Genomic DNA, 23372 nt, shown 5'->3' with positions numbered 1-23372 from the left:
GGGGGGGGGGGGGGGGCCCCCCGGGCCGTCCAGAATCGTCATCGTGGGACCCGGTGCCCTACTCCGCCACGACCGAGGCAGCGGCCGCGGCGTCGGCTCCCTGCGCGGACTTGGCGGCGATGAAGCCCGCCTCGAGGTCCGCGAGGATGTCGTCGACGTGCTCGATCCCGACGGACAGGCGGACGAGGCCGGGCGTGACGCCCGCCTTGACCTGCTCCTCGGGGGTGAGCTGGGCGTGCGTCGTGGACGCCGGGTGGATGACGAGCGAGCGGACGTCGCCGATGTTGGCGACGTTCGAGTGGAGCGCGAGCGCCGAGACGAACGCCTGGCCGGCCTCGGCCCCGCCGTCGAGCTCGAACGCGACGATCGCGCCCGCACCGCGCGGCGTGTACTTCTGCGCGTTGGCGTACCAGGGGCTCGACGGGAGTCCCGCGTAGCCCACGGACAGGACGTCGTCGCGCGACTCGAGCCAGGCCGCGACGGTCTTGGCGTTCTCGACGTGACGCTCGACGCGCAGCGACAGCGTCTCGATCCCCTGGGCGATGAGGAACGCGTTGAACGGCGAGATGGCCGACCCCAGGTCGCGCAGGAGCTGCACGCGCGCCTTGAGGATGTACGCGAGGTTCGCGCCGAGGATGCCGTCCACGCCCAGGTCGCGGGCGTACACGATCCCGTTGTAGCTGGGGTCCGGCGTGTTGAAGCTCGCGAAGCGCTCGGGGTCCTTCGAGAAGTCGAAGCTGCCGGAGTCGACGATCACGCCGCCGATCGCCGAGCCGTGCCCGCCGAGGTACTTGGTCGCGGAGTGGATGACGATGTCCGCGCCGAACTCGATGGGGCGCAGGAGGTAGGGCGTCGCGACCGTGTTGTCGACGATGAGCGGGACCCCGACCTCGTGCGCGGCGGCGGCCACGGCCTCGATGTCGAGGATGTCTGCCTTCGGGTTGGGGATGGTCTCGGCGAAGAACGCCTTGGTGTTCGGGCGGGCCGCGTCGCGCCACGCCTGCGGGTCGTGGGGGTCGGTGACCCACGTGGTCTCGATGCCGAGCTTGGCGAGCGAGTACTGGAGCAGGTTGTACGTGCCCCCGTACAGCGACGGGCTGGCCACGACGTGGTCGCCCGCCTCGGCGACGTTGAGGATCGCGAACGTCGTCGCGGCCTGGCCCGACGCGAGGAGGAGCGCGCCCACGCCGCCCTCGAGGTTGGCGATGCGGTTCTCGACGACCTCGGCGGTCGGGTTGCCGATGCGCGTGTAGATGGGGCCGAGGTCCTTGAGGGCGAACCGGTCGGCCGCGACGCCCGCGTCGGGGAAGACGAACGACGTGGTCTGGTAGATGGGCAGCGCGCGGGCCCCGGTGGTGGGGTCGGGCGTCTGGCCGGCGTGGATCTGTCGGGTCTCGAAGGACCAGCGGGGCTCGGTGCTCATGATGACTCCTGGAAGGGGGAGGGGAGCCGCAGGAGGGGCCGTTCCTGGCCGGGGTCCGCGGCGGGGCAGTGGGTGGACTGGTGCGCACGCGGGGGTGCGGGCCTTCCGGACGAGGCTGGCCGGCTCCTGCCGACGTCGTGGTCGGCGGGTGCAGCTCGTCCCGGAGGGGGTCCGCAGGCAGGCGAACGTGCGCTGGGGGTCAGCTACACATTCGGCGGCAGGTCATGCTGTCGAGAGTAGGTCGGTATCTCATCCGGCGAAACCCGCGTCTTGCGATGTGAGATCTGCCGGGTCGCGCGGCACTGTCCGACCCTGTTGCGTGCCAGGGTCGGCTCGCGCGCGGTCGCGCGACCGGGGAGACTGGACGTCCGCCGCGCCCGCGGCGGCGCCCGTCCGCCCGTCGCGGCAGGGGTGTGTCGTCGATCGATCGGGGAACCCTGGTGCACCCGTTCCCCCCTGCCCGACGGCGCAGCGCGCCCCTCGAGGGCACGTCACCACGGCGAGCGGGCCGTGCCGTGCTCGTCGGGGCCCTGGTCGTGACGCTCGGCGGCGGGATCGCCCCGTCCGTCCATGCCGAACCGCCGACCGACGACGACGTCCGTTCTGCCCAGCAGGACGAGCAGGCCGCAGGGTCGCGGGTGGCCGAGATCGAGGCCGACCTCGCCAGGCTCGCCGAGCAGCGGGACGACGCCTGGGTCCGGGCCGGCCTCGCAGCCGAGGACTACGCCGACGCGCAGGCTGCGCTCGACGCGGCACGCATCGAGGTCGAGGCAGCGCAGACCGCCCTCACGACGGCCGAGGCCGGCGAGGCCGAGTCCCGCTCGGCCATGGGCGCCGTCTACCGTGCCTCCCGGCAGTCGGGCGGGTCGCTCGACGCGCTGCAGGTCGTCGTGGAGTCGGACGGGCTCGACCAGATCGTCGAGTCCGAGCGCGCCCAGAAGCTCACGGGCCGCAAGGTCCAGACCGTCGCCGACGGGCACCGCACCGCCCGGGCGCTCGCGGACGCCGCCAGGGCACGGGCGACCGCCGCCGAGGAGGCGCGTGTCGCGGCCTCGGAGCGTGCCGAGGAGACGTTCGCCGCGGCGCAGGAGGCGCAGCAGGCGATCGAGGGCTCGATCCGGACCGCAGCCGCTCGGCGCGACGAGCTCATCGCCGACCTCGCGGCCGCGCGTGCCACGACCGTCGAGGTCGAGCGGGCGCGCCAGGACGCGCTCGACGCCGAGCGCGAGCTCGCTGCCGAGCGCCAGGCGCAGGCCGAGCGCGACGCCCTGGCCGTGCCCACGCCTCCCGTGACGACTCCCGACCCCCCGGTCGTTCCGCCGTCGGGCGGGGGGAGCGCTCCGGTGACCCCGCCCGTCACGCCTCCCGTGACGACTCCCGACCCCCCGGTCGCCCCACCGGTGGCGCCTCCCGTCACGCCGCCCGTGACGCCCCCGGTCACTCCGCCGGTGACACCTCCCGTGACCTCGCCCGGGTCGGGCGCCGCCAAGGGGCAGGCCGCCGTCGACTGGGCGCGCACCAAGATCGGCGCGCCGTACCTGTGGGGCGGCAACGGGCCCGCGTACGACTGCTCGGGCCTCACGTCGCAGGCCTGGGCCAGCGTGGGCGTGAGCATCTCGCGGACCTCGCGCTCGCAGTACGCGAAGGTCGCCAAGATCGGCTACGACCAGCTCCGACCCGGCGACCTCATCTTCTACGGCGCCGACCCGCAGGACCCGAGCTCGATCTGGCACGTCGCGATGTACGTCGGGAACGGCCAGATGATCGAGGCCATCTACGCGGGCGTTCCCGTGAAGATCAGCGCCGTCCGCTACAAGGACTCGATGCCGTACGCAGGGCGGCCGTAGGCCTCTCCCAGGGACCGTCTCGACGGTGCCGGCCGGACATGACCGTGCCGGCCGGACATGACGGTGCCGGCCGGGCTCGACGTCCGTGATCGGGACGGTGCCCGACGAGGGCGGCGGCGAGGGGACGCAGGCGCGTACGACCCGACGCACGAGGACCCGGCCTCCTGGTGAAGACCGGGTCCTCGTGGTGGTTCGTGGCCGTTCGTCGGCCGGCCCTGCAGAGTGCGCGAGGGTCAGTGACCGGGCGTGTGGTAGCCGCTGTCGATCGCGCGCTGGATGGAGCGCTCGATCTCGGCCTCGGCCTCGGTGCGACCGGTCCAGTGGGCGCCCTCGACGGACTTGCCCGGCTCGAGGTCCTTGTAGACCTCGAAGAAGTGCTGGATCTCGAGACGGTGGAAGTCCGACACGTCGTCGATGTCCTGGCGCCACGCGGCACGCTGGTCGCCTGTCGGCACGCACAGGACCTTGTCGTCGCCCCCGGCCTCGTCGCGCATGCGGAACATGCCGAGCGCGCGGCAGCGGATCAGGCAGCCGGGGAACGTGGGCTCCTCGAGCAGGACCAGGGCGTCCAGCGGGTCGCCGTCCTCGCCGAGGGTGCCCTCGATGAACCCGTAGTCGTCCGGGTAGCGCGTCGAGGTGAACAGCATGCGGTCAAGACGGATGCGACCTGTCGCGTGGTCGACCTCGTACTTGTTGCGCTGGCCCTTCGGGATCTCGATCGTGACGTCGAACTCCACTGTTCTCCTCCAGTTGAACCGGCGCACCCGCTCTGTCGCGGTGTGGCGGTCATGAAATCGGCTGTCGTGCGCACACGGCTCCGGTGGTTCTCTGCCAGGTGGTCCGTGGGCCGACCCGAAGGGCGGCGCGGACCATCGAGGGAGACCGGGCCATCATGCGCCCTCTAGTGTGACACGAACGACCTGGGACAGCAGTGGCCCGTCCCCGGGAACGTTGCGGTTCCTGAGTGATAATGCGCACGGAGAGCGGCCCCACCCGAGGGCGCCGCCGCAGGAGGGAAGAGGATCAGATGGGTTGGGCAGCACGGTCGGCCATCACTGCGGGGATCGTGGTGGTGCTCGCAGGCGGCTACCTGACGGCCGACGCGTACGACGTCGTCCCCGGGATCCTCACGACCGCGCCCGCGGTCGCGCCCGCTGCCCCCTTCCCGGCGCCCCCGGGCGCCGTGGACGCCGCGTCACCTGCGCAGACGCTCCCGGTCCTCGACGAGAGCGCGCCCGTGCCGGACGCCGCGGAGATCGCCTCCTCGCTCGACGCGCTGGTCAAGGACCCTCGGATGGGCAGCCAGGTCGGTGGCGTCGTGCTCGACCGGATCACGGGCGAGGTGCTCGCGCAGAGCAACGCGGGGACCCCCCTGGTCCCGGCCTCGACGCAGAAGATCTTCACGGCCGCCGCTGCTCTCGCGTCGCCCGGACCTGAGGTGACGCTCACCACGAAGGTGGTCGACCTCGGGTCGGGGACGATCGCCCTCGTGGGCGGCGGCGACATGATGCTCGCGGCCGGTGCGGGGGACCCCCTCGCGGTCAACGGCCGGGCCGGGCTCGCCGACCTGGCGGCCCAGGTGGCCGGGAAGCTCCAGCTCACGGGTGCGACGACCGTGCGGCTCGTGGTCGACGACCGGTACTTCTCGGGTCCCACCGTCAGCCCGGCGGTCTTCGAGGGGAACGTGACCGCGGGCTACATCGCGCCCGTCACGGCCCTCGGGGTCGACGTGGCCCGGCTCAGCGACGCGGAGTACGCCAAGCGGAGCCCCGACCCCTCGCTCGCCGCGGGCGAGATCTTCGCGCAGCGGCTCGCCGACGTGGGCATCACGGTCACGGGCGCCCCGGAGCGAGGCGAGGCCCCGGCCGACGCCAAGGTCCTCGGGTCGGTCGAGTCCGCGACGCTCGAGGAGATCGTGGGCTACTTCCTCCAGCACTCCGACAACACCATCACCGAGGTCGTCGGTCGCCTCGTCGCGATCGACGCGGGCCTGCCCGCGACGTTCGACGGTGCGACCGAGGCGGTCCGCGCGAGCATGGGACGCCTCGGGGTCGACATGCAGGGCGCGGTGCTCGCCGACTGCTCCGGGCTGGGCGACGGGTCGGCCGTGACGGCGGACCAGCTCGCCGAGACGCTCATGCTCCTGACGGACCCGGAGCAGCCCGGCCTGCGCGCCGGTGCCGTGGGCCTGCCGATCGCGGGCCTGTCGGGGACGCTCGACGACCGTTTCCTGGCGTCTCCCGGGCGCGGCCTGGTCCGCGCCAAGACGGGCAGCCTGCCGGGCGTGACCTCGCTCGCCGGGACGGTCGTCACCGCGCAGGAGCGTCAGCTCGTGTTCGTCCTCCTCGCGGACGCGCTGCCCGAGGGCGGGTCCTACGGTGCCCGGCTGCTCATGGACGGGTTCGTCGGGGGCCTCGCGGACTGAGCGCGCTGTCGTCGGCGGGCTGGGAGCAGCGGCTACGGTGGGGCGATGACGTCTCCCGCGGTCGGTGCGCCGCTCGTCGACTGGTCCGCAGCCGCGCAGATCGCGGGCCGGGTGGCCCGGCCGGGCCCCCTGGCCTCGCGGGACGAGCTCGCGGAGCTCGTCGCGGGTCTGCGGACCGCGGCGTCGGACGCGGTCCCGCACGTGCTGCGCGTCACGCGCATGGTGCCGGCCGTGCTGCCCAGCGGTGCTGCGCCGGGGGCCGTCGCGAGCGAGGGTCCCACCGAGCTGTCGCAGGTGTTCGTGGTCGACCGCTCGCGCTGGGCGCGGGCGAACACCGAGGTCATGGCGAGCCTGACCGACGGGGTCGCGGACGCGCTGACCGGGAAGGACGACAAGCCGGTCTCGGCGACGACGGCCCTGGTGGGCGCGGCGCAGGTGGGGGCGGTGCTCGCAGCGCTGTCGAGCAGGGTGCTGGGGCAGTTCGATCCATACAGCGCCGCAGGCGGTAGTGCTGACAGCGCCGCAGGCGGTAGTGCTGACAGCGCCGCAGGCGGTGGTGCTCACGGTGCCGGAAACCCCGGCCGCCTTCTTCTGGTCGCGCCCAACGTCCTCCAGCTCGAGCGGGACCTCGACCTGGTCCCGGCCGACTTCCGGCTCTGGGTGTGCCTGCACGAGCAGACGCACGCGCTGCAGTTCGCGGCGGCACCGTGGCTCGCCAACCACCTGCGGGCTCGTGCGCACGACCTGCTCGTGGGGCTCTCGGAGTCGTCGCGCCAGATGGCCGACGCCCGGTGGCGGGAGAAGGTCGCGACCGCGGGCCGCGTCGTCGTGCGGGCGGTCCGTGGCGAGGGCGGCGTGGCCGACGGGCTGCTCACGGCGGACCAGAAGGCTGTGCTCGAGGAGGTGTCGGGGGTCATGGCGCTCCTCGAGGGGCACGCCGACGTCATGATGGACGCCGTCGGTCGCCGGACGGTCCCCACGGTGCGTCGGATCCGGGCCCAGTTCGAGGCGCGCCGCGACGGGCAGGGCAGCAGCACGCTCGACACGGTGCTGCGCCGCTTCCTCGGGATGGACGCGAAGCTCGCGCAGTACCGCGACGGTGCGGCGTTCGTCCGTGCCGTGGAGAAGCAGGTGGGGCGCGACGGGCTCAACGCGGTCTGGTCGGGCCCCGAGACCCTGCCCTCGGCGCTCGAGATCGCGGAGCCCGGCGCCTGGGTGCGTCGGGTCCACGGCTGACGGGCCGCGCCGTGGTCGGACCTCACCCCGCCGACGCCGCGGCACGGCGTGCCGTGCGCGCCGCGCTGCGCGACCTCGCGCCCGGCTCGCTCGTGCTCGTGGCCTGCTCGGGCGGTGCGGACTCGCTCGCGCTCGCGGCCGCGACCGCGTTCGTCGCCTCGCGCGACGGCGTGCGGGCGGGCGCGGTCGTGGTGGACCACGGTCTCCAGGAGGGGAGCGGCGACGTCGCGGCGCGGGCGGGCGAGCAGTGCCGTGCCCTGGGCCTCGACCCGGTCGAGGTGCGCAGCGTCCGGGTGGTGGAGCGGGGCGGGCTCGAGGCGGCCGCGCGGCACGCGCGCTACGCCCTGCTCGACGACGTCGCTCACCGCACGGGGGCGGCCGCGGTCCTGCTGGGGCACACGCTCGACGACCAGGCCGAGACCGTGCTGCTGGGTCTCGCGCGCGGGTCGGGCGCCCGCTCTCTCGCGGGCATGGCCGCGCGTCGGGGGATCTACCGGCGCCCCCTGCTGAGCCTGCGCCGGTCCGACACCGAGGCCGTGTGCGCCGCGAACGGGCTGACGTGGTGGACGGATCCCACCAACGGGGGTCCGGCCCCGCTCGACGCCGCGACCCCGGACCGGGCCGGTGGTGACCTGCCGCTGCGCTCGCAGGTGCGCACCCGGGTGCTCCCGGTGCTCGAGGACGTGCTCGGCCCGGGTGTCGCGCTCACGCTGGCCCGGACCGCCGACCAGCTCCGTGAGGACGCCGACCTGCTCGACGACCTCGCGGCCCGGCTGCTCGACCAGGCACGGGTCGACGAGCCCGACGAACCCCCCGCACCGGCGGGAGCGAGCGCCGGCGACCGGGCGGCTCCGGGCGGGTCGCCTACCGCGACCCGTGCCGTGGAGCCGGCGACCCGAGCGGACGTCGCTGTGGTGCTCGACACCCAGGTGCTGGCGGCCGCCCCGGCCGCGCTGCGCCGTCGGGCACTGCGCGCCGCGGCCCAGGAGGCCGGGAGTCCCGCCGGTTCGCTCTTCGCGAGCCACGTGGCGACGCTCGACGCCCTGGTCACCGCGTGGCGAGGCCAGGGCCCCGCCCACCTCCCGGGCGACCTTCGCGCCTCGCGCACCCGTGGGAGACTCTTCCTACGGCCTGCACGGCCCCCCTCGCTCGCGCGAACCCCATCAGCAGAACCAGCACAGGAGTGAAACCCGTGGACTCATCCGACGTCGGCAACGACCTCGAGAACATCCTCCTCACCGAGGAGCAGCTCCGCGGGAGGCTGGACGAGCTCGCCGAGCAGATCGACCGCGACTACGCGGGCAAGGACCTGCTCCTCGTGGGCGTCCTCAAGGGAGCGGTCATGGTCATGGCCGACCTCGCCCGCCGCCTGCACCACGACGTCGAGATGGACTGGATGGCCGTCTCGTCCTACGGCTCGGGCACCAAGTCCTCGGGTGTCGTGCGGATCCTCAAGGACCTCGACGCCGACCTCACGGGGCGCCACGTGCTCATCGTCGAGGACATCATCGACTCGGGCCTGACGCTCTCGTGGCTGCTGTCGAACCTGCGCAGCCGCGGCCCCGCCTCGGTCGAGGTCGCGGCGATGCTCCGCAAGCCCGACGCCGCGAAGACCGAGGTCGACGTGCGCTACATCGGCTTCGACATCCCCAACGAGTTCGTCGTGGGCTACGGCCTGGACTACGCGGAGAAGTACCGCAACCTGCCGTTCGTGGGCACGCTCGCCCCGCACGTCTACTCGTCCTGACGCCTCACACCAGCCCCGACCGGTGACGGCGGCGGGGGCGACGACCTCGGTCCCGCCTCCGCCGCCCGCCACCGCGGGGCGAGCCGCGGCCCACGCCGCGACCCGCGCGGGACGCCGCTCCTCGAAGCCACGCCCTGGGCGAACAGACCAGCCAACTGCCAGGTTGTGCGTGTAACTTCACTGGCGGAACCATTGCGCGAGTGGAGGGATGCGGGGGCTCGTCCCCGTCGCCGATGAACATCAAGAAGATTCTCAGCGGGCCGATCGTCTGGATCGTGGTGGGTCTGGCGATCCTCGGGATCGCCTTCATGGCCCTGTCCGGACCCAGCGTCCACCGCGTCGACACCTCGACCGGGCTCGAGCTCCTCAAGGACGGGAAGGTCGAGCAGGCCCTCCTGGTCGACGGGGACCAGCGCGTCCAGCTCACCCTCACCGAGAACTACGAGGTCGACGGCAAGTCCCAGGGCAAGAGCGTGGAGTTCTTCTACGTCGCGCCCCAGGGTGAGGCCGTGGTGAACGCCGTGACCGAGGCGAACCCTCCCAAGGGCTACAACTCGGAGATCGCGCGTCCCTCGTTCCTCGCGTCGGCGCTCTCGCTCATCCTGCCCTTCCTCATCATCGGGCTCGTGTTCTGGTTCCTGCTGTCCCGCATGCAGGGCGGCGGCTCCAAGGTCATGGGCTTCGGCAAGTCCAAGGCCAAGCTCGCCTCGAAGGACACCCCGCAGGTCACGTTCGCGGACGTCGCGGGCGCGGACGAGGCCGTCGAGGAGCTCTACGAGATCAAGGAGTTCCTCGCGGAGCCGGACAAGTTCCAGGCCGTGGGCGCCAAGATCCCCAAGGGCGTGCTCCTCTACGGGCCTCCCGGGACCGGCAAGACCCTCCTCGCGCGCGCCGTCGCCGGCGAGGCGGGCGTGCCGTTCTACACGATCTCCGGCTCGGACTTCGTCGAGATGTTCGTGGGCGTCGGCGCGAGCCGTGTCCGTGACCTGTTCCAGCAGGCCAAGGAGAACTCGCCGGCCATCATCTTCGTCGACGAGATCGACGCGGTCGGCCGTCACCGCGGCGCCGGCATGGGCGGCGGGCACGACGAGCGCGAGCAGACGCTGAACCAGCTCCTCGTCGAGATGGACGGGTTCGACGTCAAGACGAACGTCATCCTCATCGCGGCGACCAACCGCCCCGACATCCTCGACCCCGCACTCCTGCGCCCGGGCCGTTTCGACCGTCAGATCGCGGTCGAGGCCCCCGACCTCAAGGGCCGCGAGGCGATCCTGGCCGTGCACGCCCAGGGCAAGCCGATCGTCCCCGAGATCGACCTGGCGGCCGTCGCACGTCGCACCCCCGGCTTCACGGGTGCGGACCTCGCGAACGTGCTCAACGAGGCCGCGCTGCTCACCGCGCGCTCGGGAGCCCAGCTCATCGACGACCGCGCGCTCGACGAGGCGATCGACCGTGTGATCGCCGGCCCGCAGAAGCGGACCCGCGTGATGAACGTCAAGGAGCAGAAGATCACGGCGTACCACGAGGGCGGACACGCCCTGGTCGCCGCGGCCATGCGCTACACGGACCCCGTCACCAAGGTGACGATCCTGCCGCGCGGCCGTGCGCTCGGGTACACCATGGTCATGCCGCTCGAGGACAAGTACTCCACGACGCGCAACGAGCTGCTCGACCAGCTCGCCTACGCCATGGGCGGCCGCGTGGCCGAGGAGCTCGTGTTCCACGACCCCACGACGGGCGCCTCGAACGACATCGAGAAGGCGACCGCGATCGCCAAGAAGATGGTCACCGAGTACGGCATGAGCGAGCGCGTCGGCGCGATCAAGCTCGGGACGGGTGCGGGTGAGCCCTTCATGGGCCGCGACATGGGCCACACGCGCGACTACTCCGAGTCGGTCGCGGGCACGGTCGACCACGAGGTCCGACGCCTGGTCGAGTCGGCCCACGACGAGGCCTGGGAGGTGCTCGTCCAGTACCGCGACGTGCTCGACCACCTGGTCCTCGAGCTGCTCGAGAAGGAGACGCTCAACCAGGCCGAGCTCGCCGAGATCTTCGCTCCCGTCGTCAAGCGCGACGCGCGCGAGGTCTGGCTCTCGAGCGAGCAGCGGTCGGTCTCGCAGCGGCCCCCGGTCCTGACCGAGGCCGAGAAGGCCACCATGCCCAAGGACCCCCAGGGGCACCCCATCGTGGTCCCGCAGGACGAGGCCGCGGCTGCCGCCGACGAGCTCCCGCCCGAGCGTATCGGCGAGCTCCCTGCGGACCGTGTGGTCGACGACGGGCAGGCCTGACGTGGCCCAGGTGCCCGACCAGGGGCTGCGCGCCCCGGCGGACGTCCCCGAGTACGACGAGGAGCGGGCCCGCGCCGCGGTGCGCGAGCTCCTGCTCGCCGTGGGGGAGGACCCGGACCGCGAGGGCCTCCGGGAGACCCCGTCCCGCGTCGCCCGCGCCTACCGCGAGATCTTCGCGGGTCTGCGCCAGGAACCCTCCGACGTCCTGACCACCATGTTCGACCTCGGTCACGAGGAGATGGTGCTGGTCAAGGACATCGAGGTCTACTCGACGTGCGAGCACCACCTGGTGCCGTTCCACGGCGTCGCGCACGTCGGGTACATCCCCAACGCGGACGGACGCATCACAGGGCTGTCCAAGCTGGCCCGGCTGGTCGACGTGTTCGCGCGCCGTCCCCAGGTCCAGGAGCGCCTGACGTCGCAGATCGCCGACGCGCTCGTCGAGAACCTCGCGCCCCGTGGCGTGATCGTCGTGGTCGAGTGCGAGCACCTGTGCATGTCCATGCGGGGCGTGCGCAAGCCCGGTTCGCGGACCGTGACCTCGGCCGTGCGCGGCCAGATGCGCGACGGCGCGACCCGCGCCGAGGCCATGAGCCTGATCCTGGGACGGTAGGCACGACGCGGTGCGGTACACGCAGCACAGCACGGCCCCCGCTCTCCTGCCCGAGCTGGGGGAGCTCGACCGGACGCTCGTCATGGGCGTCGTCAACGTCACGCCCGACTCCTTCTCGGACGGCGGCGAGTGGTTCGAGCCGCGCGCGGCGATCGAGCACGGCCTCGAGCTCCTCGCCGAGGGCGCGGACGTCCTCGACGTCGGGGGCGAGTCCACGCGACCCGGTGCGGGGCGCGTCCCGGTCGAGGACGAGCTGGCCCGGGTCCTGCCCGTGATCTCCGCGCTCTCGGCCCAGGGTGCGGTCGTGAGCGTCGACACGACGCGGGCGCTCGTCGCCGAGCAGGCCGTCGCGGCGGGCGCGCGCATCATCAACGACGTCTCGGGGGGCCTCGCGGACCCGGACATGGCCGGGGTGGTCGCGAGGACCGGAGCCGTGTTCGTCGTCATGCACTGGCGCGGGCACGCGGACGTCATGGACGACCTGGAGCAGTACGACGACGTCGTGACGGACGTGCGCGACGAGCTCGCCGCACGCGTCGAGGCGCTGCGGTCGGCGGGCGTGCGGGACGAGCAGATCGTCCTGGACCCGGGCCTGGGGTTCTCCAAGGCGGGCTCCACGAACTGGCCTCTCCTGACGCACCTCGACGTCCTGCGCGGGCTGGGCTTCCCGATCCTCGTCGGTGCCTCGCGCAAGCGGTTCCTGGGGCACCTCCTCGCGGGTCCGGACGGCGAGCCCGTGCCCCCGCTCGCACGCGACGGGGCGACCGCGGCCATCACGGCTCTCGCGGCGGCAGCGGGTGCCTGGTGCGTGCGGGTGCACGCGGTCCGGTCCTCGGCAGACGCGGTGCGGGTCGCCGCGGCGTGGACTCGGGCCGGGGCGACGGGGGAAGATGCCTCCGGGGGAACGGTCGCCGAGGCGGTCGCCTCCGGCACACCGGCGGGAAGGACCGCTGGTCCCGAGGACCTGCCCGACCGGGCGGAGCAGCGGGCGCACGGCAGCGGAACGAACGACAGCGACGACAGGAGTACGACGTGAGCACAGCGTTCCAGGGAGCGGTGCACGGGACCGACGGTCGCCCCCTCGACCAGATCCGGCTCACGGGGCTCAGCGCGACGGGGCACCACGGAGTCTTCGAGCACGAGCGGATCGACGGTCAGCTGTTCCGTGCCGACGTGGTGCTGCACCTCGACACGCGGCGCGCGGCGTCCGGCGACGACCTCGAGGACACCGTGAGCTACGCGGTCGTCGCGGAGGACGTCGTCGAGGTCCTGGCCGGTTCGCCCGCCGACCTCATCGAGACCGTCGCCGAGCGGGTCGCGGCGGTCGCGCTGCGTCACCCGACGATCGAGGCGGTCGACGTCGCGATCCACAAGCCGCAGGCGCCCATCACGGTGCCGTTCGACGACGTCGAGGTCGTCATCCGTCGCGACCGCGTGAAGGTGCCCGTGGTCGCGGTCGAGTCCGCTCGCGTGGTTCCCCTCCCGGTCGGGTCGATCACCCCCGCGGTGCTCGGGAACGTCTCTGTAGGGGAGCCCGGCCCCGCCGCTGGGGCGTCCGTCGAGGCACCCGCCGTGATGCCTCCGTCGATCCCGCCCGCGGCCCCCGTCGCGGCCCCCGACCGTTCGACCGACCAGGGCTTCCTCGCGGTTCCCGAGGACCTCGGCGCTCCTGCGGCGGAGTCCGTGACGAGCAGCGTCTCGGACGCTGAGTTCGTCGAGGCGCTCGACTCGTTCTACAGCGCACCCGAGGACGCCCTGAGCGCGCCTGCTCCCGCCCCGTTCGTCGAGGAGGTCGTGGTCGAGCCCGCGGCCGTCCAGGAGGTCTCTGCCCCGGAGGCAGCTCCGGCCGTGCCCGACGACGTCGCACCGGTCTCCCTCGAGGCCCCGGCTCTCCCCGAGGCCGTGGCGCCGGAGCCGGCTCCCGACTTCGCTCCCGTGGTCGTCGAGGACGTCTCGCCCGCGCCGGCGCCGGCCGTCGTGGACGGGCCGGTCGCGGTCGACGAGGTCGTCGCGCCCGAGGCGCAGAGCGCCGAGCCGCCCGTGGTGCACGGAGCCGCGGCGTACGAGCCCGTTCCTGCTGAGTCGTTCGTGCCGGTCGTGCCCGTCGCTGCGGCCGAGCCGGTCGCAGACGAGGAGCTGGACACCCCTGCCGAGCACCCCGCAGCGGCACCCGTGCCCGCAGCCCTCGTCGAGCCGAGCGCGCCCGCGGCGTCCGTCGAGCCCGCCGTCGCCTCGATCCCCTCGGAGCCCACTGCGCCGGAGGCCCCGGCAGCGTCTGACCAGCCGGTCGAGCAGGCTCAGCCGGCGCCGATCGAGTCCTTGGCGCCGGTCGCCCCGGTCGACCCGGTCGCCCCGGTCGCCCCGGTGGCCCCGGTCGACCCGGTCCCCGTGCCGGAGCAGCCCGTCGAGATCGTGCACGTCGCGCACACCGAGCCGCCCGTCATCGGCGAGCTCGCCGAGACCGCTGAGACGGTCCCCGCGCTGGAGGCCGCCCAGCTCGCGGCCGAGGCGCCGGCCGCGGCCGAGCCGACGCCTGAGCCCGCGCTCCCTCCGGCGGCGGCCCCGGCTCCCGAGCCGACCGTACAGCCGGCACCCGAGCCCGAGCCCGTGCCGGTGACCGATCGTCTCGACGAGGCTCCTGCGGGCTTCGTGCCGGTCGTCCTCGCCCTGGGGGCGAACCTGGGAGACGCCCAGCAGACGCTCCGTGACGCGGTCACGGACCTCGACCGGATCTCCGGCCTGGAGATCACCGAGGTCTCGCCGCTCGCCCGGACCGCAGCAGTCGGCGGGCCGGACCAGCCCGACTACCTCAACGCGATCCTGCTCGCCCGCACCACCCTGTCGCCGCGAGCCCTGCTCAGGGCCTGCCAGGGCGTCGAGAACGCCCACGGACGAGTGCGTGCGGAGCGCAACGGCCCGCGCACGCTGGACGTCGACCTGATCGTCTACGGCACGGTCGCGGAGATCACCGAGGACCTCGAGCTGCCGCACCCCCGCGCGCACGAGCGGGCGTTCGTCCTGGAGCCCTGGGCGCAGGTCGCCCCCGAGGCGTTCCTGCCCGGGCTCGGCGGTGGGCCGGTCGCGACGCTCGCCGCGACGGCTCCCGACCGTGGGGGCATCCGTTGGCTCGCGCTGGACTGGTTGACGGACGCAGAGCCCGAGCCCGCCCCGGCCGCGACCCCGCCGGCGGTGCCCGTCGACGAGCCGGCTGCCGCCCCGGCGCAGGCCACCCCCGACCAGCTCGCTCCGGCCGAGCCCGCAGTCTCCGAGCCGGCGGTCCCCGAGAGGCCGGACGAGCCCGAGGCTCCTCAGGCAGCGCTCGAGCAGCCCGCGTTCGCACCTGCACCTGCACCCGCACCTGCACCGGCACCTGCACCCGTCGTCCAGGAGCGGCCGGCTGCTCCGGCGGAGCCCGCGCCGTTCGTCCCGGCCTTCCACCCCGTGCACCCCCAGGACGGTCAGGAGCCGCCGCACCCGCAGGTCCCGCCGCTGTGGTCCGACGTGTCGGCGCAGGGCGCCGCGGACCACCTGGGCGCCACCCCGCCGACGGGCTCCTCGGACGACGAGGCCCCGGCCCTCCCGAGCTGGTCCGCGCTGACGGCTCCGGCGCAGCAGGCTGCACCCGGACCGCAGCTCCCGCCGCAGACGGCAATCGCCCCCGAGCCCGTCGACCGCCCTGCCCCGGCCCCCGAGCCTGCCGCACCGGCGTTCCGCCCGGTCCATGAGTCGCCCGCCAGCGCCTTCCAGCCCGTGCACCCGGCACAGCCCGTCCCCCCTGCCCAGCCGGTCAAGCAGGAACCGATCACGGGTGTGCCCATGTCCTTCCCGGCTGACCTGCGCGGTCCGTCGAGCTGATGCAGCGCACCAAGGTCACGACGCTCCTGCTCGTCACGGTCGCCACGACGCTGCTCGGGTGGCTCGTCGTCGTCGGGCTCGAGCGCCGCGCGACCTACCTGCCCGCGGTGCCCTGGATCGTGGACGTGGCACTGGTCGGGCTGGCCGCGGCCGTGTTCTGGGCGGGGTGGGCGGTCCGCTCGTACCTCAAGGGACGTCGGCCGTCGCTCGACCCGCTGCGCGCGGCACGCACCCTGGTGCTGGCCAAGGCGGCTGCCCTCACCGGCTCGCTCCTCGCCGGGTGGTACCTGGCACAGGTCGTCGCGGTGCTCGGCGACCTGGCGATCGAGGCACGCCGCGACCGGGCGATCGCCGCAGGGATCGCGGCGGCGTGCGCGCTCGTGCTCGCCGTCGTCGGGCTCGTGGTGGAGAAGTTCTGCCAGCTCCCGCCCGAGGACACGGAGCCGGGGAACGGCGGTCGGTCGCGGGCGCCCGGCGATCACGAGCCCGAGGCCGACGCCGCGGGCTGACGCGCGTCAGCACTTCGGAGGACGCGGTGCGTGCGCCCTGGATGGGAAGATGGGGCCATGACCGACCACGCCTCCGACCATCCCGTCGACCGGGTCCCGGCGACGGCACCCAGCGGACCCTTCGACCCGCCCGGGGTGACCTGGCAGGGTGTCTCGAGCCGGCTCGTCACCGCACGGCTCGTCACGGTGGCGATCTCGCTCCTCGTGCCGTTCGTCCTGGGGGCTGTCTTCGCGCTGGTCTTCAGCCTCGTCTGGTTGTGGATCATCCCGGCCGTCGCCGTCGTGATCGGCGTCTGGTGCGTCGTGGTCGTGCCTCGGCAGGTCCGTGCGATCGGCTACGCCGAGCGCGACGAGGACCTCCTGATCCGCAAGGGCGTGATGTTCCGCTCGCTCGTGGTGGTGCCCTACGGCCGCATGCAGTACGTCGACGTGCAGGCCGGCCCGCTGGCGCGCAGGCTCCGGATCGCGCAGGTCCAGCTGCACACCGCGTCGCCCGCGACGGACGCGTCGATCGAAGGGCTCGAGCCCGCCGAGGCCGAGCGCCTGCGCGACCGTCTCGCATCGCGCGGAGAGGCACGGTTGGCCGGGCTATGACCGAGCGCAGCACTCCGCCCGAGTCTCCGCCGACCGACCTGACCTGGCATCGCGTCCATCCTGTGACCCCGGTGGTCCGGGGCTGGTCCGTGATCGCGGTCCTGCTCGTCATCGTCGGCAACCGGACCCTCGAGGGGCTCCCCGAGGGGCAGAACATGCTGGCCGGCAACGGCTGGTGGCAGATCCTGGGTGCGATCCTCGTGGTCGGCCTGATCGGCCTGGGCTACTCGGCCCTGGCGTGGCGCATGACGACCTACGCGATCGACGACGAGTCCGTCCGCCTGCACACGGGGGTCCTGTTCAGGCAGCAGCGCAAGGCGCGCCTGGACCGCCTCCAGGCGGTGGACATCGTCCAGCCGCTCGTCGCGCGCCTGTTCGGGCTCGCCGAGCTCAAGCTCGAGGTCGCAGGTGGCTCGGACTCGGGCATCAAGCTCGGCTTCCTCAAGCTCGACGAGGCGAACCACCTGCGGGCCGAGCTGCTCGCGCGGGCGGCAGGCCTGCGTCTCGGCGCGGTGCCCGCACGGCGCGCGGTCGCTCCGGGGACCCCGGCAGGGGGCGCCGTCGGTAGCCCCGCCGTCGGCGACGCTCCCCGTGGGGAGCTCGTCGCGGGGGCTCCCGTCGACGGCGCCGGTGCCCCCGGGGTGGGGGACGTCGTCGGGCACGTGCACCTGGACGCGCCCGAGGCACCCGAGCAGCCCGTCATGGAGGTCCCGCCGGGCCGCCTCATCTGGTCGCTGATCCGCACGGTCGCCATGATCGTCCTCGTCGTGGCCGTGCTCGGCCTGATCGGGGTCGCAGTCGGCACGCGCGAGATCGGGACGCTGTTCACGGCGCTCCCGCTGGTCCTGGGCGTCGGCGGCTACCTGTTCGGACGGTTCACGCGCGAGTTCAACTTCCGCAGCGCGATCTCGCCCGACGGCATCCGGCTGCGCCACGGCCTGCTCGAGACCCGCTCGCAGACCATCCCGCCCGGTCGGGTGCAGGCGATCCGTCTCACGCAGGGGCTCCTGTGGCGCAGCGCCGACTGGTGGCGCGTCGAGGTCAACGTGGCGGGCTACGGTCAGAGCTCGGACGGGACGACCAACAACAGCGTCCTGCTGCCGGTCGGCACGCGCGACGAGGCCCTGGGCGCGGTGTGGCTCGTCCTGCCGGACCTCGGCACGGCCGACCCGCGCGCGCTGCTCGACGAGGCCCTGTCCGGGATCGACGCCGGGGCGCACTTCACGACGGCCCCGCGGCGCGCGCGGATCCTCGACCCGTTGTCCTGGCGCCGCAACGGCTTCGCGGTCACGGGCCGGGCCCTGGTCCTGCGTCGCGGACGCCTGGTGCGCAGGGTGGAGATCGTGCCGCACGAGCGCACGCAGTCGCTCGGCCTCGAGCAGGGACCGTGGCAGCGGCGCCTGCGGGTCGCGACGTTCGCGGTCCACTCGGTGCCCGGCCCCGTCACGCCGTCGGTGCCCCACCTGGACGAGCACGTCGCGGGAGCGCTCATGGACGAGCAGGCACGGCGTGCCCGCGAGGCGCGTGCGCACGCGGGGCCCGAGCTGTGGATGCGGCGCGACGAGGTCGCGGCAGCGGTCGAACGGATCGAGAGCGGTGAAGGAACAGGTGACTGAGGGATGACCGACCAAGGAACGCCCGAGCGCAGGCGCCCCGGGCGGCTGGGCGTGGGGGTCGTGGGCGCGGGCCGCGTGGGCGCGGTCCTGGGCAGCGCGCTGCGCGCGACGGGCCATGCGGTGGTGGGGGCGAGCGGCATCTCCGAGGCGTCGCGCGAGCGCATCGAGATGCTCCTCCCCGGGGTCCCCGTGCTCGAGGTCGAGGAGGTCGTGCGGCGTGCGGAGCTCGTCCTGCTCGCGGTGCCCGACGACGCGCTCCCGGGCCTGGTCTCGGGCCTCGCCGAGGTCGGGGCGTGGCAGGGCGGGCAGATCGTCGTGCACACGTCCGGACGGTACGGCGCGGGGGTGCTCGACCCGGCGCGCGCGCTCGGCGCGATCCCGCTCGCGATCCACCCTGCCATGACGTTCTCCGGTACCTCGCTCGACCTGTCGCGCCTCGAGGGCACGACGTTCGCGGTCACGGGACCGGCACCGGTCCAGCCCATCGGGCAGGCGCTCGTGGTCGAGCTCGGTGGCGAGCCGGTGATCCTCGAGGAGGGGGCGCGCGGGCTCTACCACGCCGCGCTCGCGCACGGCGCGAACCACCTCGTGGTCCTCGTCGCGCAGGCCGCGCAGGCCCTCGAGGCCGCGGGCGTCGAGCAGCCGGGGCGCGTGCTGGCCCCGTTGCTGTCGGCCGCGCTCGACGGCGCGACGCGGTCCGCCGACGCGGGCGGGGGAGCGGGCCCGGGGGCCATCTCGGCCCTGACGGGTCCGGTGTCGCGCGGGGACGTGGGCACGGTCGCCGAGCACCTCGAGGTCCTGCGCGCGCTGGCCGTGACCTCGGCCCAGGAGTCCGCTCCGCACGTCGCCGCGACCGACGTGCCCGCGTCCTACCGCGAGCTCAGCCGCGGAGCCACCAGCCGGGCCCTGGCCGCGGGGCGCATCGACGCCCGCCAGGCCCAGGAGCTGCTCGACGTCCTCGAGGAAGGTCAGTGATGTCTGTCCCCACGCCCACCACCGGTGCGCAGCCGCTCGTCGTGCGGACCCGCTCCGCGCTGCGCACGGCCCTGGAGGCCCCTGCCCGGACCGCCGCCCGCGCGCCTGCGGGCGCTGCGCCGTCGGGCACCCAGGGCACCGGCCCTGCCGGACCCGACGGGCACGGCGACGCGGACCGCGCGACGCGGGCCGTCGTCATGACCATGGGTGCGCTCCACGACGGGCACCTGCAGCTCGTGCGCGCGGCGCGCGAGCGCGTCGGCCCCACGGGGCAGGTCGTCGTCACGGTCTTCGTGAACCCCTTGCAGTTCGGGCCCGACGAAGACCTCGACCGCTACCCGCGCGACCTCGACGCCGACGTGGCGCTCCTCGCAGGGCTCCCCGAGCCCGCGCCCGGCCGCCCGGCCGTGGACCTCGTGTTCGCGCCCTCGGTCGAGGAGATGTACCCCGGGGGGGACCCGATCGTGCGCGTCACGTCGGGGCGCATCGGCACGGTCCTCGAGGGGGCGTTCCGCCCCGGCCACTTCGACGGCGTGCTGACCGTGGTGCTCAAGCTCCTGCACCTGACGCGGCCCGACGTCGCGTTCTACGGCGAGAAGGACGCGCAGCAGCTCCTCGCGATCCGCCGCATGGTCGCCGACCTGAACGTCGACGTCGAGGTCGTCGGTGTGCCGATCGTGCGCGACGACGACGGGCTCGCGCTGTCCTCGCGGAACGCGTACCTGTCCGCGCAGGAGCGCGCCGACGCGCTGACGCTGAGCCGGGCTCTGCGTGCCGGAGCCGAGGCCGCCGCGGCGGGACAGGGCGGTGCGGGGGCCATCGAGGTGGCCTCGGGAATGCTCAACGAGCACCCCGGCGTTGTGGTCGATTACCTCGCGCTGGTCGACCCGACTACCGTGGACGACCTGGAACCGGAGTACGTGGGACCCGCGCTGCTGCTCGTGGCGGCACGTGTGGGCTCCACCCGACTGATCGACAACCTGGCCGTGGACGTGGCGCCCCCCGTCACGAGCACGGCCCGCCCAGGAGGCACGCAGTGACCCAGACGGGACCGCAGGACGGCACGCGCCGCCCCGCTTCCTTGCAGCGACCCATGATGATCGGGAAGATCCACCGCGCCACCGTGACGCAGGCGGACCTCCACTACGTCGGGTCCGTGACCGTGGACGTGGACCTCCTCGAGGCCGCGGACATCATCTCCGGCCAGCAGGTCGACATCGTCGACGTCACCAACGGCTCACGCCTGACGACGTACGCGATCCCGGGCGAGCGCGGCTCGGGCAAGGTCTGCATCAACGGTGCGGCCGCGCACCTGGTGCACCCCGGGGACACCGTCATCCTCATCGCCTACGGCATGATCGCCGACCACGAGGCGCGCCACTTCTTGCCGAACGTCGTGTTCGTCGACGAGGAGAACCGCATCGTCGAGGTCAGCGACGAGCCGGGCCTCGTGCCCGAGGGGTACGACCTCGAGCCGAGCGGGCTGCCCATCGCCCCCTTCCAGTCCGCCTCGGTCGAGTGACCCAGGCCGCGCAGGCGCCGCTCGTCGAGTCCGCGCAGGGCTACCTGCCGGGCGTGGACGGCCGGGTTCCCCGCCGTCTCGCCCGCCGCCTGGCGGCCCCCGCCCCGGGGTGGACGACGACGGCCGACGCGATCGTCGTCGGATCCGGCATCGCGGGGCTCACCGCGGCGCTCGAGCTGCGCACGCACGTCCCGCGCGTCCTGCTGGTGACCAAGGGCGAGCTGTCGTCCGGGTCGACCGTCTGGGCGCAGGGCGGCATCGCCGCGGCGCTCGACCCGTCGGACTCCCCGGCAGCCCACCTCGAGGACACGCTCGCAGCGGGCGGGGGCCTGTGCGACCCGGCAGCGGTCGAGGTCCTCGTGACCGAGGGGCCGGAGCGCGTGCGCGAGCTCGTGGGACGCGGGGCGAACTTCGACCTCGCGCCCGGCGGCGACATCGCGCTCACGCGCGAGGGCGGCCACCACGCGGACCGCATCGCGCACGCAGGCGGCGACGCCACGGGCGCGGAGATCTCCCGGGCGCTCGTGGCCCAGCTCGAGGCCGTGCTCGCCGACCCGGGCATCGAGGTCATCGAGAACGCGCTCGTGCTCGACGTCCTGACCACCTCGCCCGACGCCCCGGGCGGCGAGCGGGCGTGCGGCGTCACGCTCCACGTGCGCGGCGAGGGGTCGCGCGACGGCGTGGGCGCGGCCCTCGGCCGGGCGGTCGTGCTCGCGACGGGCGGGATCGGCCAGGTCTTCCGCTCCTCGACCAACCCGCCCCAGGCCACGGGCGACGGCATGGCAGCCGCGCTGCGGGCCGGCGCGACGCTCGGCGACGTCGAGTTCGTGCAGTTCCACCCGACCGTGCTGTGGCTCGGTCTCGGCGCCAAGGGGCAGCTCCCGCTGATCTCGGAGGCCGTGCGCGGTGAGGGCGCGATCCTCCTCGACACCGACGGCCACCGGTTCATGCCCGCGGTCCACCCGATGGCGGAGCTCGCTCCGCGGGACGTCGTGGCGCACGCGATCGTGCGCCAGATGGCGGCCACGGGCTCCGACCACGTCCTGCTCGACGCCCGGCACCTCGGCGCCGACTTCCTGCGCAAGCGGTTCCCGACGATCACCGAGCGCCTGCTCGACCAGGGCATCGACCTGACCGAGGAGCCGATCCCGGTCGCGCCCGCCCAGCACTACCACTCGGGCGGGATCGTCACGGACCTGCACGGGCGCTCGACGCTCGACGGCCTCTACGCCGTGGGCGAGGTCGCGTGCACCGGGGTGCACGGCGCGAACCGGCTCGCGTCGAACTCCCTCCTGGAGGGCCTGGTCTTCGCCTACCGTGCCGCGCGGGAGATCACCGCGCGCGTCGCGGCCGGCGAGCTGCCGCTCGGCGAGCCCGTGGAACGGGCCGGCGAGGCCGCGCTCGTGCCCGCGGCGGCCCGGTCGCGCGTCCAGTCGATCTCGTCGGCAGGGCCGGGCGTGATCCGCGACGGCGAGGGGCTGCGCACCGCGGCCGACAAGCTCGCGGCGGTCCGCACGGACGCCCACCGGGCGACCGACGTGGTCGCGGCGCCGCAGACCGCCGAGTGGGAGACGACGAACGTCCACCAGGTGGCGACCGCGCTGACCGAGGCGGCGCTGCTGCGCGAGGAGAGCCGGGGCGGGCACTTCCGCACCGACTTCCCGGAGGTTCGCCCCGCGTGGGCCCGGCGGATCGAGGTCACGCTCGGTGCCGACGGGGAGCTGCGGCTCGTCTGAGGTACGGAGCGGACCGGGGGGCGCGGCCGACCGGGGGTAGCGTGAGCGCGTGAACTCTCCCTCTCTCATCGAGCCCGGTCTCGACCCCCGGTGGGTCGCCGACATCGTCACGCGTGCCCTCGACGAGGACCTCGGCCCCACGCCCGGCCGGGACGTGACCACCCAGGCGACCGTGCCGCCGTCGGGCACGGGGACGGCCCACCTCGTGGCGCGCGCCGACGGCGTCGTGGCCGGCCTCGTGGTCGTGGAGGAGGTCACCCGGCAGGTCGCCGAGCGCTTCGGGCTCGCGCCCGTCACGGTCACCTTCACCGCGCAGGACGGCGACGCCGTGACCCGCGGCCGTGTCCTCGCGGCCCTCACGGGCCCGGTCCAGGTGATCCTCACGGCCGAGCGCACGCTCCTCAACCTCGCGAGCCGGGCGAGCGGCGTCGCGACCGCGACCCGCGCGTGGGCCCGCGAGCTCGACGGCACGGGCGCCCAGGTGCTTGACACGCGCAAGACCACCCCGGGCCTGCGCGCCCTCGAGAAGTACGCGGTGCGCGCCGGCGGTGGCACGAACAAGCGCATGGGGCTCTACGACGTCGCGATGGTCAAGGACAACCACGTCGTCGCCGCGGGCTCGGTGGCGGGAGCGATCGAGGCCGTCCGTGCGATGTTCCCCGACGTCCTGATCCAGGTCGAGGCCGACACGACCGACCAGGCCATGGAGGCCCTCGACGCGGGCGCCGACTTCCTGCTCCTCGACAACATGCCCACGCCCGTGCTCGCGGACACCGTCCGCCGGGTGCGCGAGCGCGAGGGCGTCCCGGGCGGTCCCGCGAAGATCGAGCTCGAGGCCACGGGCAACCTGACCCTCGACCGGGCGCGCGAGGTCGCCGGGACCGGGGTCGACTACCTGTCGGTCGGTGCCCTCACGCACTCGGCGCCCATCCTCGACCTGGCCCTCGACCTGATCGGCTGAGCCGCCCCGCCCTGCGGACGGGACG

The 23372-nt window shown here is 74.0% G+C and carries 19 protein-coding genes; 17 read left to right on the top strand and 2 right to left on the bottom strand.

Features of this window, described 5'->3' with window-relative positions; translation table 11 throughout:
• Positions 1-58: 58 nt before the first annotated feature.
• A complete protein-coding gene (locus tag H9641_RS06600) occupies positions 59-1423 on the bottom strand; it encodes a bifunctional o-acetylhomoserine/o-acetylserine sulfhydrylase (protein WP_191802094.1) in 1365 nt (454 codons plus the stop codon).
• Between the two features lie 440 nt (positions 1424-1863).
• Between H9641_RS06600 and H9641_RS06595 the strand changes: the two genes are divergently transcribed.
• Complete coding sequence (locus H9641_RS06595; RefSeq protein ID WP_191802092.1) at positions 1864-3270, top strand: C40 family peptidase; 1407 nt, start codon at positions 1864-1866, stop codon at positions 3268-3270.
• Positions 3271-3503: 233 nt separating this feature from the next.
• On the opposite strand, the gene H9641_RS06590 is transcribed toward H9641_RS06595, so the two are convergent.
• Positions 3504-4007 (bottom strand): inorganic diphosphatase, encoded by a 504-nt coding sequence (locus H9641_RS06590; protein ID WP_056645206.1) that lies wholly within the window; start codon positions 4005-4007, stop codon positions 3504-3506.
• A 290-nt stretch (positions 4008-4297) separates the two neighbouring features.
• On the opposite strand from H9641_RS06590, the gene dacB reads away from it, so the two are divergent.
• From dacB to nadC, 16 genes are all read left to right on the top strand, one after another.
• The gene (gene dacB, locus H9641_RS06585; protein WP_191802090.1) at positions 4298-5695 is read left to right on the top strand and encodes a D-alanyl-D-alanine carboxypeptidase/D-alanyl-D-alanine endopeptidase; all 1398 of its coding nucleotides are present in this window, start codon (positions 4298-4300) and stop codon (positions 5693-5695) included.
• A gap of 45 nt (positions 5696-5740) precedes the next feature.
• Positions 5741-6931, top strand: coding sequence for a zinc-dependent metalloprotease (locus H9641_RS06580; RefSeq protein WP_191802088.1), 1191 nt, complete (start codon positions 5741-5743; stop codon positions 6929-6931).
• A gap of 11 nt (positions 6932-6942) precedes the next feature.
• Positions 6943-8118, top strand: a complete 1176-nt coding sequence (gene tilS, locus H9641_RS06575; RefSeq protein ID WP_191802086.1) for a tRNA lysidine(34) synthetase TilS — start codon at positions 6943-6945, stop codon at positions 8116-8118.
• Between the two features lie 5 nt (positions 8119-8123).
• Positions 8124-8678 carry a hypoxanthine phosphoribosyltransferase gene (gene hpt, locus H9641_RS06570; RefSeq protein ID WP_056645212.1) on the top strand — a complete coding sequence of 185 codons (555 nt, stop codon included), beginning with the start codon at positions 8124-8126 and terminating at the stop codon, positions 8676-8678.
• 233 nt (positions 8679-8911) lie between these two features.
• Entirely contained in the window at positions 8912-10966 is a 2055-nt protein-coding gene (gene ftsH, locus H9641_RS06565; protein ID WP_191802084.1) for an ATP-dependent zinc metalloprotease FtsH, read from the top strand.
• A 10-nt stretch (positions 10967-10976) separates the two neighbouring features.
• Complete coding sequence (gene folE / locus H9641_RS06560) at positions 10977-11579, top strand: GTP cyclohydrolase I FolE (RefSeq protein WP_191802262.1); 603 nt, start codon at positions 10977-10979, stop codon at positions 11577-11579.
• 82 nt (positions 11580-11661) lie between these two features.
• On the top strand, positions 11662-12615 hold the full coding sequence (gene folP, locus H9641_RS06555; RefSeq protein WP_191802260.1) for a dihydropteroate synthase: 954 nt from the start codon (positions 11662-11664) through the stop codon (positions 12613-12615).
• Positions 12612-15434, top strand: a complete 2823-nt coding sequence (gene folK / locus H9641_RS06545; RefSeq protein WP_318244419.1) for a 2-amino-4-hydroxy-6-hydroxymethyldihydropteridine diphosphokinase — start codon at positions 12612-12614, stop codon at positions 15432-15434. The genes folP and folK overlap by 4 nt, the downstream gene beginning before the upstream one ends.
• Positions 15434-15943 carry a DUF3180 domain-containing protein gene (locus H9641_RS06540; RefSeq protein WP_191802082.1) on the top strand — a complete coding sequence of 170 codons (510 nt, stop codon included), beginning with the start codon at positions 15434-15436 and terminating at the stop codon, positions 15941-15943. The genes folK and H9641_RS06540 overlap by 1 nt, the downstream gene beginning before the upstream one ends.
• A gap of 57 nt (positions 15944-16000) precedes the next feature.
• Complete coding sequence (locus H9641_RS06535; protein ID WP_191802080.1) at positions 16001-16537, top strand: PH domain-containing protein; 537 nt, start codon at positions 16001-16003, stop codon at positions 16535-16537.
• Positions 16534-18153 carry a PH domain-containing protein gene (locus H9641_RS06530; RefSeq protein WP_191802078.1) on the top strand — a complete coding sequence of 540 codons (1620 nt, stop codon included), beginning with the start codon at positions 16534-16536 and terminating at the stop codon, positions 18151-18153. The genes H9641_RS06535 and H9641_RS06530 overlap by 4 nt, the downstream gene beginning before the upstream one ends.
• A gap of 3 nt (positions 18154-18156) precedes the next feature.
• Positions 18157-19128 carry a Rossmann-like and DUF2520 domain-containing protein gene (locus H9641_RS06525; RefSeq protein WP_191802076.1) on the top strand — a complete coding sequence of 324 codons (972 nt, stop codon included), beginning with the start codon at positions 18157-18159 and terminating at the stop codon, positions 19126-19128.
• Entirely contained in the window at positions 19128-20168 is a 1041-nt protein-coding gene (gene panC, locus H9641_RS06520; protein ID WP_191802074.1) for a pantoate--beta-alanine ligase, read from the top strand. Before H9641_RS06525 ends, panC begins: the two co-directional genes overlap by 1 nt.
• 53 nt (positions 20169-20221) lie before the next feature.
• On the top strand, positions 20222-20650 hold the full coding sequence (gene panD / locus H9641_RS06515; RefSeq protein WP_225220106.1) for an aspartate 1-decarboxylase: 429 nt from the start codon (positions 20222-20224) through the stop codon (positions 20648-20650).
• 53 nt (positions 20651-20703) lie between these two features.
• Positions 20704-22386 carry an L-aspartate oxidase gene (locus H9641_RS06510; protein ID WP_191802254.1) on the top strand — a complete coding sequence of 561 codons (1683 nt, stop codon included), beginning with the start codon at positions 20704-20706 and terminating at the stop codon, positions 22384-22386.
• A 49-nt stretch (positions 22387-22435) separates the two neighbouring features.
• Positions 22436-23347: a carboxylating nicotinate-nucleotide diphosphorylase gene (nadC, locus tag H9641_RS06505; RefSeq protein WP_318244418.1), complete on the top strand. Its 912-nt coding sequence runs from the start codon at positions 22436-22438 to the stop codon at positions 23345-23347.
• Positions 23348-23372 lie beyond the last annotated feature (25 nt).

It is taken from the genome of Oerskovia merdavium, from assembly GCF_014836755.1.
Taxonomy (GTDB): Bacteria; Actinomycetota; Actinomycetes; order Actinomycetales; family Cellulomonadaceae; genus Oerskovia; species Oerskovia merdavium.
Note: the sequence above shows the minus strand (reverse complement) of the source record. Positions and strands in the feature narration are given on the sequence as shown.

Coding starts and splice junctions, on each gene's coding strand:
- H9641_RS06530 (WP_191802078.1), top strand. CDS start 16,534: ATGACCGAGCGCAGCACTCCGCCCGAGTCTCCGCCGACCGACCTGACC.
- ftsH (WP_191802084.1), top strand. CDS start 8,912: ATGAACATCAAGAAGATTCTCAGCGGGCCGATCGTCTGGATCGTGGTG.
- H9641_RS06580 (WP_191802088.1), top strand. CDS start 5,741: ATGACGTCTCCCGCGGTCGGTGCGCCGCTCGTCGACTGGTCCGCAGCC.
- H9641_RS06600 (WP_191802094.1), bottom strand. CDS start 1,423: ATGAGCACCGAGCCCCGCTGGTCCTTCGAGACCCGACAGATCCACGCC.
- H9641_RS06525 (WP_191802076.1), top strand. CDS start 18,157: ATGACCGACCAAGGAACGCCCGAGCGCAGGCGCCCCGGGCGGCTGGGC.
- panD (WP_225220106.1), top strand. CDS start 20,222: ATGATGATCGGGAAGATCCACCGCGCCACCGTGACGCAGGCGGACCTC.
- H9641_RS06535 (WP_191802080.1), top strand. CDS start 16,001: ATGACCGACCACGCCTCCGACCATCCCGTCGACCGGGTCCCGGCGACG.
- H9641_RS06540 (WP_191802082.1), top strand. CDS start 15,434: ATGCAGCGCACCAAGGTCACGACGCTCCTGCTCGTCACGGTCGCCACG.
- dacB (WP_191802090.1), top strand. CDS start 4,298: ATGGGTTGGGCAGCACGGTCGGCCATCACTGCGGGGATCGTGGTGGTG.
- folP (WP_191802260.1), top strand. CDS start 11,662: ATGGGCGTCGTCAACGTCACGCCCGACTCCTTCTCGGACGGCGGCGAG.
- panC (WP_191802074.1), top strand. CDS start 19,128: ATGTCTGTCCCCACGCCCACCACCGGTGCGCAGCCGCTCGTCGTGCGG.